Origin of the sequence: Microbacterium ureisolvens, from assembly GCF_015278315.1 — a bacterium.
GTDB lineage: Bacteria > Actinomycetota > Actinomycetes > Actinomycetales > Microbacteriaceae > Microbacterium > Microbacterium ureisolvens.
In genome coordinates this window covers 94,612-109,269 of sequence record NZ_JADIJE010000012.1, presented here as the reverse complement: position 1 = coordinate 109,269, position 14,658 = coordinate 94,612, and the positions used below count along the sequence as shown (strand labels likewise).

The 14,658-nt window shown below is 70.9% G+C and carries 12 protein-coding genes; 10 read left to right on the top strand and 2 right to left on the bottom strand.

Annotated features, from left to right (window positions below):
- Positions 1–53: 53 nt before the first annotated feature.
- Positions 54–1,160 (bottom strand): LacI family DNA-binding transcriptional regulator, encoded by a 1,107-nt coding sequence (locus IM767_RS17005; RefSeq protein WP_109208637.1) that lies wholly within the window; start codon positions 1,158–1,160, stop codon positions 54–56.
- Positions 1,157–3,214 (bottom strand): heparinase II/III domain-containing protein, encoded by a 2,058-nt coding sequence (locus IM767_RS17000; RefSeq protein ID WP_239453082.1) that lies wholly within the window; start codon positions 3,212–3,214, stop codon positions 1,157–1,159. The genes IM767_RS17005 and IM767_RS17000 overlap by 4 nt, the downstream gene beginning before the upstream one ends.
- A 192-nt stretch (positions 3,215–3,406) precedes the next feature.
- Here IM767_RS17000 and IM767_RS16995 point away from each other — a divergent pair, with 192 nt between their 5' ends.
- The 10 genes from IM767_RS16995 to IM767_RS16950 all read left to right on the top strand — a co-directional run bounded on the left by IM767_RS16995 (position 3,407) and on the right by IM767_RS16950 (position 14,576).
- Positions 3,407–5,581: a DUF2264 domain-containing protein gene (locus IM767_RS16995; protein ID WP_239453080.1), complete on the top strand. Its 2,175-nt coding sequence runs from the start codon at positions 3,407–3,409 to the stop codon at positions 5,579–5,581.
- Between the two features lie 50 nt (positions 5,582–5,631).
- On the top strand, positions 5,632–6,939 hold the full coding sequence (locus IM767_RS16990; RefSeq protein WP_109208635.1) for an ABC transporter substrate-binding protein: 1,308 nt from the start codon (positions 5,632–5,634) through the stop codon (positions 6,937–6,939).
- A 178-nt stretch (positions 6,940–7,117) separates the two neighbouring features.
- Positions 7,118–8,053, top strand: a complete 936-nt coding sequence (locus tag IM767_RS16985; RefSeq protein WP_109208634.1) for a carbohydrate ABC transporter permease — start codon at positions 7,118–7,120, stop codon at positions 8,051–8,053.
- Positions 8,053–9,015, top strand: coding sequence for a carbohydrate ABC transporter permease (locus IM767_RS16980; RefSeq protein ID WP_109208633.1), 963 nt, complete (start codon positions 8,053–8,055; stop codon positions 9,013–9,015). Before IM767_RS16985 ends, IM767_RS16980 begins: the two co-directional genes overlap by 1 nt.
- 4 nt (positions 9,016–9,019) lie before the next feature.
- Positions 9,020–9,727, top strand: a complete 708-nt coding sequence (locus IM767_RS16975) for a ferredoxin-NADPH reductase (RefSeq protein WP_109208632.1) — start codon at positions 9,020–9,022, stop codon at positions 9,725–9,727.
- Between the two features lie 47 nt (positions 9,728–9,774).
- On the top strand, positions 9,775–10,995 hold the full coding sequence (locus tag IM767_RS16970; RefSeq protein WP_109208631.1) for a glycoside hydrolase family 88 protein: 1,221 nt from the start codon (positions 9,775–9,777) through the stop codon (positions 10,993–10,995).
- Positions 10,992–11,870 (top strand): fumarylacetoacetate hydrolase family protein, encoded by an 879-nt coding sequence (locus IM767_RS16965; RefSeq protein ID WP_109208630.1) that lies wholly within the window; start codon positions 10,992–10,994, stop codon positions 11,868–11,870. Before IM767_RS16970 ends, IM767_RS16965 begins: the two co-directional genes overlap by 4 nt.
- A complete protein-coding gene (gene kduD, locus IM767_RS16960; protein ID WP_109208629.1) occupies positions 11,867–12,631 on the top strand; it encodes a 2-dehydro-3-deoxy-D-gluconate 5-dehydrogenase KduD in 765 nt (254 codons plus the stop codon). The genes IM767_RS16965 and kduD overlap by 4 nt, the downstream gene beginning before the upstream one ends.
- A 37-nt stretch (positions 12,632–12,668) precedes the next feature.
- Positions 12,669–13,514: a 5-dehydro-4-deoxy-D-glucuronate isomerase gene (gene kduI, locus IM767_RS16955; RefSeq protein ID WP_109208628.1), complete on the top strand. Its 846-nt coding sequence runs from the start codon at positions 12,669–12,671 to the stop codon at positions 13,512–13,514.
- Between the two features lie 156 nt (positions 13,515–13,670).
- Positions 13,671–14,576, top strand: coding sequence for a sugar kinase (locus IM767_RS16950; RefSeq protein ID WP_109208627.1), 906 nt, complete (start codon positions 13,671–13,673; stop codon positions 14,574–14,576).
- Positions 14,577–14,658 lie beyond the last annotated feature (82 nt).

Here is a 14,658-nt window from a genome sequence, read left to right as displayed (position 1 = left end):
TAGCGAGGCCTCAAGCATTGAGTCGCGAGGCCTCAGCCCCTGCGCGGCGGGCCTCAGGCGCTGCGGGGCGGAGCCGTCGACCCGCGGACGTTCAGCGTGGGGTTGAGCACGACACGGTGCACCGGGCGTGTCGGGTCTTCGATGCGCCGTGCGAGGAGATCGACCGCCGCGCGGCCGACCGCCGCCCGCGGCGGGCTCACCGCGGTGAGCGCCGGCGTGAAGAGCTCGGCCACCTCGTCGTCGTACGCCACGATCGACAGGTCGCCGGGCACCGAGATGCCTCGGTTGAGGGCCAGGTCGACGAAGGCCATCGCCTCGGGGTCGGAGTGCACGAGGATCGCCGTGACCGAGTTCGACAGCGCCGCGTCCAGCGCCGCGTCGACGACCGCGGAGAAGTCGGGGCTCGTGCGCGGCGGCAGGCTGGTCTCGAAATGGTCGGCCGGGGTGAGGCCCAGCTCGGCGCAGGCGGCCTGCCACCCGGCGGCGATCTTGCGCGAGGTCGGCGAGTCGCGCGCGATGATGAGACCGACGCGCCGGTGCCCGAGCGCGGCGAGGTGACGCGCGGCGAGGACCGCCCCCAGCGCGTGATCGGTGGTGACGTTCTCGACCGGGCTGCCGTCGGGCAGCAGCACGGCATCCCGCTCGACGAGCACGCTGGGCACGCCGCACTCGGCCAGCCACTGCACGACGTCCTGCGCGTGCGGCGTGTCGGTGTTGGGCGCCACGACGAGTCCGCGCACGCCCTCGGTGTGCACGAGGCGCTCGAGCACGGGTCGCTCGTCCTGCAGTTCGTACGACGCCCCCCGCAGCACGACGCGGAAGCCCTGACGCGCGGCCTCGGTCTCGGCGCCGCGAACGACGCTCGGCCAGTAGAAGCTCAGCGACGGCACGAGCATCGCGATCGAACCCGTGCGCGAGGGCGTCGCGGCGTGCCCGGACTCGCCCTCCTCGAACGCGCCCGCGGCCGGAACCGCGCCGCCGTGCACGCGCACCAGCAGACCTTCGCGCTCCATCTGGGCGAGGTCGCGGCGCAGCGTCACCGGCGCGACGCCGAGCTCGTCCATGAGTTGGGCGACCCGCACGGCGCCGTCCCGCTCGAGGGAGGCCATCACGTGCGCCCGTCTCTCGGCGGCCAGCAGCGCCGGTGTCTGGTCGGTCATCGGGCTTCCTCCGCGTTCGTCAGGTCCAGTTCTACCGCCACCGCGATCCCCCGCCGGGATGTCACGTCCAGATCGAGCCGCGTGAGTCGCGCTCCCCACACGCTGGTGAGCATCGGGTCGTCGAGCTCGCGCACGACGAGGCAAGCCTCGACGTCCTCGGGCCACGAGATGCGCACGGGTGTGGCGCCGTCCAGGGGCGTGACGGTGACGGATGCCGCATCCCGCCGCACCTCGCCGGCCAGCAGTATCCGCACCTCGGTGCGCGCGTGGTCCGGGAGCGTTTCGCCTTCATCGTTCCTCGCTCGCTCAACGACCGGGGGCAGACCGTGGGGCGTTTCGCCTTGATCGTTCCTCGCTCGCTCAATGACCGGGGGCCAGGAATCCTCGATCACGACGCGGCGCGCCAGGCGCTCGAGGCGCACGGACCGCTGCCACGGAGCGGTCGCGCCGGCATACGCGCCCGCGATGTCGAGCGACAGCGACGAGGCGTCGTCGCCGATCAACGGCTCGACGCCCGAGGCCGCGAACTCGCGACCCGGACTCTGTTCGAGACCTTCGATCACCGGCACGTTGTGCCAGCCGCTCTGCATGGTCCAGATCTCGTAGCGGTCGGGGCTGAAGGTCTGCAGCGTGTAGGTGGGCCTGCCGGCGTCGACGATGACGGGCACTCCGTCCGAGGCGACGATGAACGAGCCGACGTCGTTGTGGTTGTGGTGCTCGCCGTTGTGGCCGCCCTTGACGGCGACGGTCAGCCCCGCCGCCGTGCCGCCCTCCTCGCGCGCCAGCAGCACCTCGGTCGACGGGAGCCACACGTCGCGCGGCAACGGCGTCGGCTCCTGCGCCGCCCCCACCCACGCCGGATCGGTGATGCCCCGCAACAGCCGGCCGAACCCCTCGTGCTCGGTCGCGGCGGGCGTGCCGGCCCGGCGGTGCGACGCGGCGTGGGTCGCGGCATCCGTGTCTCCCGCGTGCCGGGCCGCCCGGTGCAGCGCGTGCCAGGGCTGATCCGCGGGCGGCCGGGCCTGTCCGTCGGCGAGGTTCAGGTACCAGTCGCCGCCCAGGTGCATGCGGTGGGGGAAGGCCACCGTCTCGCGCAGCGACGGGATGCCCGAGGCGTCGAGCACTCCCCCGGTGGCGTGGCGTACGAGGTCGAGGGCCTCGAGCACACGGCACGCGCCGTTCCACCAGTATGCGTAGCCCTCGTCGATCGCGCCGTCGGCGGGGAGCACCGAGACATAGCGGTCGATGCCCTCGAGCGCGAGCGCGACGATCGCGGTGCGCTCGGCGGCCTCGGCCGGATCGTCGAGCAGGCGCAGTGCGGCCAGCAGCACGTTGCCGTGGATCCACGGGTTCCAGTTGTGCACGTCGCCGTCGAGTCCCAGCCAGTGCCAGTCGCGGCGCCGTGTGAACGGCTCGAACACCCGCACGCGCGCCTCATGACGGACGCGGGAGCGGATGCCGGGATACCGGGCCTCGAGGCGCGCGCCGAGGAGCTGGTCGATCCAGGTGAGGAGCGCGACGGCCTCCCCCGCGCCGAGGTCGAGGTAGGGAACCGTGACGGTCGGGAGCACCGCCCCGCGCTCTCGGAAGGCGTCGTCGTGTGCGGGCCAGCACCACGAGGTCTGCTCGCAGACGAGCCACACGCCATCGAGCACCTCGGCGAGCCACACCGGTCCGAGCTCGGGATCGTCCGCGTGGTGGGCGGCGGCGATCGCGGCGCGGGCGAGGCGGCGCTGCCTCTCGAAGACCACGCTCTCCCAGCCTTCACGGTCGCCGTCGTCATGGAGCCGCGCGGCCTGGGTGGCCAGCGGCACGCCCCAGGGGCGGCCGAGATCGGCGCGGGCGCGCTCCAGCACGGCCTGCACGGCGACGGGATCGGCGCTTCCCTCCGGTCCCCAGACAGCCCGATCCTCCGACGGTGCGACGGGCAGCGCGCGCTCAGCGCGGGCGAGGAGATCGGCGAGGACGGCCTCGAACCCGGCTCGGTCCGTGCTCGCCTGCCGGTGGTACACCGACGCCAGCGCCCCTTCGAACGTCGCCGTCGTGGTCGTCACGGGTGCTCCTCGTCGATTCACCATGGTGGAGTCCCACCACGCCTTGAGTCGCTCTGAACGTAAAGCGATCACAAACGATCATAACGAATCTCAAACAACCTTGCAATGAACGAAATCGATTGCTACAGTCCCAAACGTTCGCTTTCCGCTGACCGAACAGCGGCGAGAACAAGGCATCAAGGGAGATCCCACGTGACGGTCCAGCAGCCCACGACGTCGGCGCACATCGCGACGGGCTCCGCCTGGGACGGCCGCGAATGGACCAGGGCCGAATGGCTCGCCTACGCCGATCGCCTGCTCGACACCGCGCGCACCTTCGCCTCGCCCGGCCACGGACGCATCCACTTCCCGGGAGCCGAGGGCGGGTACGGTCACGCGGTCGACGGGCTCGAGGGCTTCGCCCGCACCTTCCTCCTCGCGGGCTTCCGCATCGCCGGCGCTGGGGGAGTGGGCACCGAAGAGCTCGCCGACTTCTACCGCCGCGGCATCACCACGGGCGTCGACCCCGAGGCCGAGGACCGCTGGGTGCGTCTCGACGAGCACGCGCAGGCCAAGGTCGAGGCCGCGTCGCTGGCGCTGGTGCTCGACATGACCCGTCCCTGGATCTGGGATCGACTGGACGCCACGACGCAGCAGCGCGTGATCGCGTACCTCGCGCCCGTCGTCGGCGACGAGAGCTACCCGAAGACGAACTGGCTGTGGTTCCGCGTCGTGGTGCAGACCTTCCTGCGCTCGGTGGGCGGGCCCTGGTCGGCGCAGGACATCGCCGACCACCTCGCCCTGCACGACGCGCTCGTGCGCGAGGACGGCTGGATCTCCGACGGATTCGAGCGCTCGTACGACCACTACGTCGGCTGGGCGCTGCATACCTATCCCGTGCTGTGGTCGCGGATGCAGGGCGCCGACGAGCTCACCGGCGGCCGCACCGCGGGCGACATCGTGCGCCTCGACCGCTTCCTGCAGGACGCCGCCGCGCTCATCGGTGCCGACGGCTCGCCGCTCATCCAGGGACGGAGCCTCATCTACCGCTTCGCGGCCGCGGCCCCGTTCTGGGTCGGTGCGCTCGCCGAGGTTCCCTCGGTGCCGCACGGGCAGCTGCGTCGCGCCGCGAACGCGGTCGTCGCCCACTTCGACGCCGCCGGCGTCCCGGGCGACGACGGCGTCCTCACCATGGGATGGCACCACGAGTGGCGCGAGCTCGCGCAGTCCTACTCCGGACCCGGCTCGCCCTACTGGGCGGTCAAGGGGCTGCTGGGCGTGGCGCTCCCCGCCGACCACCCCGTGTGGGCGGCCGAGAGCGCGCCGCTGCCGGTCGAGGCCGGCGACGAACTGCGCACGGTGCGGCCCGCCGGCTGGGTGATCTCGGGGACGCAGGCCGATGGCATCGTGCGCATCGTCAACCACGGCACCGACCACGCGGCCGACGGGAGCCTGGTCGGAGACTCGCCGCTGTACGCGCGGATCGGCTACTCCACGGCCGCAGGCCCGCTCGCGAACCAGCGCGCGTGGGACGAGCCGCTTGAGCAGTCCGCCGCGCTCGTCGACGGCGACGGCCGCGCGACCCACCGCGCCGCGATGGAGCTCATCGACGTGCGGGTGCAGGACGACGAGGGCGGCCGCGTCGGCATCGCCGCGTCCGTCTCGCGCGCCCACTGGATCACGCCGCGCCCGTCGGCGCACCGCCACGGCTCGGGCATCGACGGCGACATCGAACTCGCCGGCCTGCTGGAGGTGCACTCGATCGTGCGCGGCGCCTGGGAGGTGCGGCTCGTTCGGGTGGACTCCCTCGAGCCCGGTGTCGACGCCGCGTCGCTGAGCCTCCGCGTCGGCGGCTGGGCACTGGCCGCCGACACCGCACCCGGTTCCTCGGTCGACACCGCACCCGTCTCGTCGACCGACACCGCACCCCGTGCCTCAGCCGAAACCGCACCCCGCTCCTCAATTGAGGATCTGCGCCCGGATGAGGGACGAAACGCCGGGTTCGGCCCCTCATCCCGGCTCTCGTCCTCAACTGAGGACGCCAAGGCGCGGGAGACGGATGCCGCAGCCTCGGTGTTCGCGAAGGGCCTGCGCAGCGGCATCCGTCCCCTTCTCGGGCACGGTGCAGTCAGCATCGAGACGCGCGACGACGCCAGTCCGCTCGGGACTGTCGCTGCCGTCCCGGTCGTCGCGTACCCGGTCGAGCCGGGGGAGTGGACCGCCACGCTCGTCGAGCTCACCGCCCAAGACCTCGCATCGCCCGCCGATGCCGCCGTCGCCCTCGAGGCCGACGGTTCGCAGACCACCGTCACGGTCACCTGGCCGGACGGGACGGCGACCACGAGTCGCCTCGCACACCCCGGAACCGCGTCCGACGCCAACCGGTAACCCCGATGGGCCCGAGGACGGGTCCGCAATCACAAAGGAGTACCCCCAGAATGAAGCGCTCATACGCTGCCGCCGCCGGCATCGCCGTGGTCGCAACGCTCGCTCTCGCCGGCTGCAGCGGCGGTGGCGACGACGCTGCTGCGCCCGAGGAGTCGTCGGGCCCGGTCACGCTGACGCTCTCGGGCTGGAGCCTCGACACGACGCCGGAGTTCCAGGCGCTCGCCGACGCGTTCCACGAGGAGAACCCCGACGTCACGATCGAGCTCAAGGGCTACGACGCGGCCGAGTACAACACCCTGCTGACCGCCGACCTCGCCGCCGGCTCCGGCCCCGACATCATCACGCAGAAGGAGGTCAAGTTCGTCCCGACGTTCGTCGAGGGCGGCCAGCTCCTCGACGTGTCGGACGTCGAGCTGCCCGAGGGCATCAGCGGCGCGGCCTCGTACGAGGTCGACGGCACCGCGTACGCTGTGCCTTACCGCAACGACTCGTGGGTGCTGTACTACAACAAGGCGCTCTTCGACCAGGCCGGCGTCGAGTACCCCGACGGCTCGTGGACCTGGGACGACTACAGCGACGCCGCCTCCGCACTGACCGAGGGCCTGTCGGCCGACGGCAGCGCCGCCAAGGGCACCTACCTGCACCGCTGGCAGTCGACCGTCCAGGGCTTCGCGAACGCGCAGGCCGAGGGCGACATCCTCGAGGGCGACTACGGCTACATGGAGCCGTTCTACGAGAACGTGCTCGCCCTGCAGGACGCGGGCGACCAGGTCGACTACAACACCAGCGCGGCCAACCAGCTCACCTACCAGGGCGAGTTCGGCAAGCAGAACGCCGCCATGCTGCCCATGGGCACGTGGTTCGTCGCGACGCTGATCGCCCAGCAGGCCTCGGGCGACGCGGACGACTTCGAGTGGGGCATCGCGCCGATCCCGCAGGTCGACGATTCGACCGCGGGCCTGGACAACACCCCGGTGACCTTCGGCGACCCGACCGGTTTCGGCATCAACGCCGCGATCGACGAGTCCAAGGTGCAGGCTGCGAAGGACTTCCTCGCCTTCGCCGCGGGTGAAGAGGGCGCTCAGATCCTCGCCGGCATCGGCATCACCCCGGCGCTGCTGACCGACCCGGTCGTCGAGACGTACTTCGGTGTCGACGGTGCCCCCACCGACGACCTGTCGAAGTTCGCCTACTCGACGCACGACGTCTTCCCCGAGAACCCGACGTCGAACAAGACCGCGGCGATCCAGGGCATCCTCAACGACATGCACACGGCGATCATGTCGGGCTCCGCGTCGGCCGCCGACGCGATCAAGGAGGCCGAGGACCGCGTGGCCAACGAGGTCGGCCTCGACTGATCCGCATCCCCCGTCGACAGGCTCAGGGCACGGTCCCTGAGCCTGTCGAAGGGCCAGGCTCGGACGCCCGCGGCGCAGTCCCGGGGAGTCCGACCCCTCTTCTCTCGGCGGGCTCGGGAGCTGTTCTCGAGCCCGCCGAGCACCACCCCGCTTCTGATCCACCCACTGGAGGTCCGCCATGGCGACCATCACCGCCACAGAGGCTGCGGCGACGGCGCCGCCGCCCGAGCGCCGCCGGCGTTCGAAGCTGCGGCTGCGCAACACCCTCATCGGGTGGAGCTTCATCCTGCCGAACTTCATCGGCTTCGGGCTGCTCACCCTCATCCCGATCGTCGTGCTGTTCTACATGGCGTTCACGAACTGGAACGTCTTCGGCAAGGCCGACTGGGTGGGCCTCGCGAACTTCGAGCGCCTGATCGGCGACGGCAGCTTCCGCATCTCGGTCGTCAACACGCTGTACTACTCGGTGCTGCACATCCCGCTGACGATCGCGGTGTCGCTGGGTCTTGCGCTGCTGCTGAACAACAAGCTGCGGGGCGTCGCGTTCTTCCGCACCGCCGCGTTCTTCCCCTACATCACCTCGATCGTCGCGATCGCTGTGGTGTGGAACCTGCTCTTCAGCCCCGAGTACGGCCCGATCAACGAGTTCCTCCGGTTCATCGGCATCCAGAACCCGCCCGGATGGCTGACCTCGCCCGAATGGGCCATGCCCGCCGTCGTCATCGTCGGCACGTGGCGCGACATGGGCTACTACATGATCCTCTTCCTCGCGGGCCTGCAGACCGTGCCCCGCGAGCTGCACGAGGCCGCGCGCGTGGACGGCGCGAACGTGTGGCAGCGGTTCGTCAACGTGACGCTGCCGTGCCTGCGCCCGACCATGTTCTTCGTCACCGTGATGCTGACGATCAACTCGTTCAAGATCTTCGACCTCATCCTCGTCATGACCGACGGCGGTCCGGGTCAGTCCACCCTCGTGATGTCGCAGTTCATCTACCGCAAGGGCTTCGAGGAGAGCCAGTTCGGCTACGCCTCGGCGGCCGCGGTGGCGCTGTTCTTCATGTGCATCATCGTGACGATCCTCCAGTTCCTGTGGAACAAGAAGCGGAGCAGCTGATGGCCGAGCAGATCGAGAAGGATGCCGAGCTCCTGGTCTCCGACTTCACCGCGCCGCAGGGTGCGCGGCGCGGGCTGCGCAAGCTCGCCGAAGAGCCTGCCGAGCCCCGGCCGCAGGTGCCGGCGGAGAAGATGACCCCGGGCCGCCGGGTCGCGCGCATCGCGATGTACGTCGCGCTCATCATCTTCGCCATCGGCCTGCTGACGCCGTTCGCATGGATGGTGCTGAGCTCGTTCAAGACCGCCAACGAGGTGTTCTCGGTGCCGGTGAAGTGGCTGCCCGAGACGTTCGTGTGGCAGAACTACATCGACATCTGGACCGAGTCGAACATGCTCGTCTGGATCCGCAACACGCTGCTGCTGGCGGTCGTGGTCACTTTCCTGCAGGTGCTCACCGGCTCCTTCGCCGCCTACGGATTCGCCCGGATGCGCTTCCGCGGTCGCGATGTGCTGTTCCTGCTGTACGTGGGCACCATCGCCGTGCCGTGGCAGTCGTACATGATCCCGCAGTTCATCCTGCTGTCGAACTTCAAGGTGTCCAACACGCTGTGGGCGATCATCCTGCTGCAGGCGTTCGGCGCGTTCGGCGTGTTCCTGATGAAGCAGTTCTACGAGACGATCCCCGAGGAGCTGTCCGAGGCGGCGCGCCTGGACGGACTCAGCGAGTACGCGATCTGGCGCAAGATCATGCTGCCGCTGTCGATCCCGGCGCTCGCGTCGCTGACACTGCTCACCTTCGTCAACACCTGGAACGACTACCTGGGGCCGCTCATCTACCTGCGGAACCCGGATCTGTGGACGATCCAGCTCGGCCTCAAGAGCTTCGTCTCGAACCTGTTCGACACGAATTACGCGCTGCTGTTCGCGGGCCTGACGATCTCGGTGATCCCCATCGCGATCATCTTCCTGCTCGGCCAGAATTACTTCGTCGAGGGCATCGCGACCAGCGGACTGAAGGGCTGACCCGATGAGCAAGCCCAGCCCTCTCAGCCGGCTCAACAGCCTGGTCTCGCACGACACGTGGGCATCCCTCATCGGGATGATCTACCTCGCGCTGATCGTCAACCTGCTGCTGGTCATCGCCTGCCTACCGGTCGTCGCCCTGCTGGTCACCACCGACCCCGCCTACTCCTGGCCACTGCTGGCCCTCGCGGCCCCGCTGGCCGCGCCGGGCCTGGCCGCCGCGTTCCGCGCGTTCCGCGAGCACGGCGCGGGCGGGTTCGGTCCGATCCGCGCGTTCGCCGCCGGTCTGCGCGACACCTGGTGGCGTGCCCTCCTCATCGGCGCCGGCGTCACCGCCGTCGTCGTGGTGCTGCTCGTGGACGTGCGGATGCTGTCCAACACCGCCGCGGCCGTCGTCACGGTTCCGCTGCTCGGCGTGCTGACGCTCCTCGCGATCGCCGTCGGGCTGGTGTCCCTCGTCGCGATCGCCGAGGCGCCCACCGCCCGGTTCCGCGACGTGCTGCGCGCCGCCGCCTACCTCAGCCTGCGTCGCTGGTACCTCACCGCGCTCTCGCTCGCCGTGCTCGCGGTCCAGGCGGCCGTGTTCGCCACCGCGCCCGCCCTGGGGCTCGGGCTCACCGCCTCCGCCGCCCTGTATTTCGCGTGGACGAACTCCCGTTTCACGCTCCGCCCCGTGCTCGACCTCGATGAGAAGGCGACCGCGCAGGCCTGAGGCCGCGGCATCCGTTCTCCGCTCAACCCACCGAAGGATTCCCTCCGATGACGTCCACCTCGCCCGTTTCGGGCACCACCGCCACGCCCGCCGACCCTCTGGTCGACGTCGACGTCGACGTCGACGTCGACGCCGCGATCGCCGCCGCGGTCTCGACCGTCCGGCGCAACATCGCGACGTTCGGGCCCGCGTACCCCGATGACACGACGGTGGACGACCGCTACCGGCAGCGCCCGGCGCACGGCGGCATCCCGCTCGGCGGCAACCGCGGCTGGACCACCAGCTTCCGCACCGGCATGCTGTGGCTCGCGTGGGAGCTCACCGGCGACGACGCGTACCGCGACGCCGCGCTGGTCGACGCGGCCGACTTCGACCGCCGTGTGCGCGCCGAGGAGGACCTCGACACGCACGACCTCGGGTTCCTCTACACGCTGTCGACGGTCGCCGCGTGGCGCCTGCTCGGCGACGAGCAGGCCCGCGACGCGTCGCTGCTCGCCGCGGACCACCTCATGCGCCGCTTCCTGGAGCCGGCGGGCATCATCCAGGCGTGGGGCGACCTGTCCGACCCCGCCCAGCGCGGCCGCACCATCATCGACAGCCTCATGAACATGCCGCTGCTGACATGGACGCACGAGCAGACCGGCGACGAGCGCTTCGCCGATGCGGTCGTGCGGCACACCGCGCAGCTGCGCGAGCACATCCTCCGCGAGGACGACTCGACGTTCCACACCTTCTACTGGGATGCCGAGACCGGCGAGCCCCTGCGCGGTGCGACCGAGCAGGGCGCCTTCGACGAGTCGTGCTGGGCGCGCGGCCAGGCGTGGGGGATCTACGGCTTCGCCATGAACTACGCCGTGACCGGCAACGCGGAGCTGCTCGACGGCGCGCGGCGCTGCGCCGAGTACTTCCTCCGTCACCTGCCGGCCGACGAGGTGCCGTTCTGGGACCTCGTGTACACCGACGGCAGCGACGCGCCGCGCGACAGCTCGGCCGCCGCGATCGCGGTGTGCGGCCTGCTGGAGCTGGCGAAGGTGGAGACGGATGCCGCGCGCGCGGCCGAATGGACGGCCCGGGCGCACTCGATCCTGGTGTCGCTCATCGCGAACTACGCACCCGCGAACCCCGAGGACTCCGACGCGCTGCTGCTGCACTCGGTCTACGACCTGCCGAAGGACAACGGCGTCGACGAGGGCACGCTGTGGGGCGACTACTTCTACCTCGAGGCCCTGATGCGCGTCGCGCGTCCGGAGTGGAGGAAGTACTGGTGAGGCTCGTCACGTACGCGGGGACGTCCGGCGCCCGTCCGGCGGTCGTGGTCGCTGCGCCCGATGGCGAGCGGCTGCTCGATCTCGGCGATGTCGCCGGCTCGGTGACGGAGCTGCTGACGGATGCCGCAGCCCTGGGCGCTGCACGGGCCGCGGTGGCCTCGACCGACGCGACCGGACTGCCCGCCTTCGACGCCGCGGCGCTGCTCGCGCCGGTGACGCCGGGGAAGATCCTCTGCCTCGGCTACAACTACCGTGGTCACGTGCCGGACGGCGTGGATCCGACCGCGAACGATCCGGAGCACCCGGACGTGTTCGTGAAGACCGCGAACACGCTGGCGGGACCGGGCGATGCCGTCGTGATCCCGCCCGGCGCGACCGACGTCGACTACGAGGGCGAGGTGGCCGTGGTGATCGGGCGCCGTGCGCAGCGGGTGTCGCTCGAGGACGCGCTCGATCACGTCGGCGGGTACACGATCCTCAACGACGTGTCGGACCGCGCCTGGCAGCGCCGGCAGAGCCAGTGGGCGCTCGGCAAGTGCTCCGACGGGTTCGCGCCCCTCGGTCCGTGGGTCGTGACTCCTGACGAGGTCGGTGACCCGCAGGATCTCCTCGTCGAGGTGGTTCGGGATGGCGTCGTAACGGTGTCGCAGTCGACGTCGACCACGATCTTCTCGGTCGCCTTCGTTATCCACCATCTCAGCCAGGTGCTGACCCTCGAGCCGGGCGACATCGTCTCGACCGGCACCCCGCAGAAGCTCGCCGACGCCCAAGACGCGCACCGCCCGCTCCAGGGCGGCGACGCGGTCACCGTACGGATCTCGCGCATCGGCGAGCTCACCACCCGTTTCGTCGCCGCTCAGGAGGCCGCCGCATGATCCTCGACTCGTTCCGCCTCGACGGCAAGGTCGCGCTCGTCACCGGGTCGAGCCGGGGTCTCGGTCAGGGAGCCGCCGTGGCACTGGCCGAGGCCGGCGCCGACGTGGCGCTCCTTGACCGCGGCGACGCGTCGGCCACCGCCGAGCTGATCTCCGCCAATGGTCGTAGGGTGCATCGGGTGCAGCGCGACCTCGTATCGGCGACGCCCGAGGAGCTCTCCTCGGCGGTCGACGAGGTGATCGCCGAACTGGGTGGGCTCGACATCCTCGTGAACAACGCCGGCACCATCCGCCGCGCCCCCGCCGCCGAGTACCCGCTCGGCGATTGGGACGACGTGCTCGCGATCAACCTCGACGCGGTGTTCCACCTGTCGCAGGCCGCGGGCCGACACATGCTGTCCCAGGGCGGCGGCCGCATCATCAACGTCGCGTCGATGCTGTCGTTCCAGGGCGGCATTCTCGTTCCGGCATACACCGCCTCCAAGCACGCCGTCGCCGGGCTCACGAAGGCCCTCGCGAACGAGTGGGCGGCCGCCGGCGTCACCGTTAACGCCGTGGCACCCGGCTACATGGCGACCGACAACACCGCACCGCTCCGAGCCGACGAAGACCGCGCCGCGTCGATCCTGTCGCGGATTCCCGCAGGACGCTGGGGCGAGGCATCCGATCTGCAGGGTGTCTTCGTCTTCCTCGCCTCGGACGCCGCCGCCTACGTGACCGGGGCCGTGATCCCCGTCGACGGCGGCTGGCTCGTCCGCTGACCCTTACGCACCCCCACGCAGAACCAGGAGAGAACTCGTGACCGAGACGCACATCCCGCAGCGCTACGCCACCAACCCCGCCCAGATCCCGGGCATGACGACGCAGGACCTGCGCGACACGTACCTCATCCCCGACGTCTTCGTGCCGGGCGAGATCCGGCTCACCTACACGCACCACGACCGCATCGTGCTCGGCGGTGCCGTGCCCGCGGGTGAGGTGCTGGAGCTCGGCGGCTACCCCGAGATCCGCAGCGACTACTTCCTCGAGCACCGCGAGGTCGGCATCATCAACGTGGGCGGCACCGGCACGGTCACCGCCGACGGCGAGGTCTACACGCTGGTGAAGGGCGCGTGCCTGTACCTCGGCCGCGGCATCCGCTCCGTGTCATTCGCGGACGCGTCCGATGAGACCGGCGCGCAGTTCTACCTGTTCTCGGCTCCGGCCCACACCGCGTACCCGGCGGCGCTCGTCTCGCCCGGCGAGGGCACGGTGCGCGAGCTCGGCGACCAGCTGACCTCGAACCGCCGCACGCTCAACCAGTACATCCACGAGAACGGCGTGAAAAGCTGCCAGATCGTGATGGGTGTGACCGAGCTGCACCCGGGGTCGATGTGGAACACGATGCCGGCGCACACCCACGACCGCCGCACCGAGTGCTACCTGTACTTCGGCCTGCCCGAGGACGCGCGCGTCATCCACCTGATGGGCGAGCGCGAAGAGACGCGTCACCTCGTGATCGCCGACCGCCAGGCCGTCATCTCGCCCTCGTGGTCGCTGCACTCGGGAGTCGGCACGTCGGCGTACTCGTTCATCTGGGCGATGGCCGGCGAGAACCAGGCCTTCGACGACATGGACGCCGCCCCCGTCACCGACCTGCGATGACAGACTCGCGCACGCGCCTCGCCGCCGGCGAGACTCGGAGATCACGCGAGAATCGGACGGATTCGGCGCATTCCTCCGAGTTCGGCGGGATCTCCGAGTTCCGCGTCGAGCCGCTGGGGAGAGCGACGGATGCCGCAGCCTGACTACGCTGGCGGGATGCCCCGCACTCTCCTGGCGATCGGCGAGACGATGGCGATGGTGACGCCGGTCGTCGCGACTCCCGTCGCCGACGCCGACGCGTTCCTGCTGGATGCCGGCGGCGCGGAGTCCAACGTCGCCGCCCACGTCGCGGCGCTCGGCCATCGCGCGGTGTGGTTCAGCCGGCTCGGGGCGGACGCCCTCGGGCAGCGCGTCGCGCGCCAGCTCTCCGGCCGCGGCGTGGACGTCTCGCGGGTCGTCTTCGACGAGGAGCACCCCACCGGGCTGTACGTGAAGGATCCCGGCAGCGGCGTGCTCTACTACCGGCGCGGATCGGCCGCCGCGCACCTCTCCGACGCCGACGCCGACGCGGTGTCGTTCGACGGTGTCGACCTCCTGCACGTGTCGGGCATCACGGCGGCGATCTCGGCATCCGCCTCGTCGTTCCTGGTGCGCGTCATCGAGCGTGCGCGTGAGCACGGCGTGCCGGTGTCGTTCGACGTGAATCACCGCGCTCCGCTGTGGGATGCCGCCACCGCCGCTCCGGTGCTGCTCGAGCTCGCCCGCCGCGCCGACATCGTGCTGGTCGGTCGCGACGAGGCCGAGACCCTGTGGGGCACGGCCGCAGCCGACGACGTGCGTGCCCTGCTGCCCGACGTGCCGGAGCTGATCGTCAAGGACGGCGACATCGGCGCGACGGCGTTCGTCGGCGCCGAGGCGGTGTTCGAGCCGGCACTCGTCGTCGAGGTCGTCGAGCCCGTCGGCGCGGGCGACGCCTTCGCGGGCGGCTACCTCGCCGGCCGGCTCTCGGGCGCCCCGGTCGCCGACCGCCTGCGCGCCGGGCACGAGCGCGCCGCGCGCACCCTCCAGACCACGACCGACTCGATCGACGAGCCGGTGCCGACCGCCGACCTCCCGACCTGACGGGTTCGGGGCGCGCTCCGAACGAGCGGGGCGCGGGCCGCACGCCCCGAACGCGCGCGACACGCCCCGAACCCGATGAGCC

Excerpts from the sequence above, each read along its gene's own strand:
- IM767_RS17005 (WP_109208637.1), bottom strand. The coding sequence starts at position 1,160 with ATGACCGACCAGACACCGGCGCTGCTGGCCGCCGAGAGACGGGCGCAC.
- IM767_RS16990 (WP_109208635.1), top strand. The coding sequence starts at position 5,632 with ATGAAGCGCTCATACGCTGCCGCCGCCGGCATCGCCGTGGTCGCAACG.
- IM767_RS16985 (WP_109208634.1), top strand. The coding sequence starts at position 7,118 with ATGGCGACCATCACCGCCACAGAGGCTGCGGCGACGGCGCCGCCGCCC.
- IM767_RS16980 (WP_109208633.1), top strand. The coding sequence starts at position 8,053 with ATGGCCGAGCAGATCGAGAAGGATGCCGAGCTCCTGGTCTCCGACTTC.
- IM767_RS16975 (WP_109208632.1), top strand. The coding sequence starts at position 9,020 with ATGAGCAAGCCCAGCCCTCTCAGCCGGCTCAACAGCCTGGTCTCGCAC.
- IM767_RS16970 (WP_109208631.1), top strand. The coding sequence starts at position 9,775 with ATGACGTCCACCTCGCCCGTTTCGGGCACCACCGCCACGCCCGCCGAC.
- kduD (WP_109208629.1), top strand. The coding sequence starts at position 11,867 with ATGATCCTCGACTCGTTCCGCCTCGACGGCAAGGTCGCGCTCGTCACC.
- IM767_RS16950 (WP_109208627.1), top strand. The coding sequence starts at position 13,671 with ATGCCCCGCACTCTCCTGGCGATCGGCGAGACGATGGCGATGGTGACG.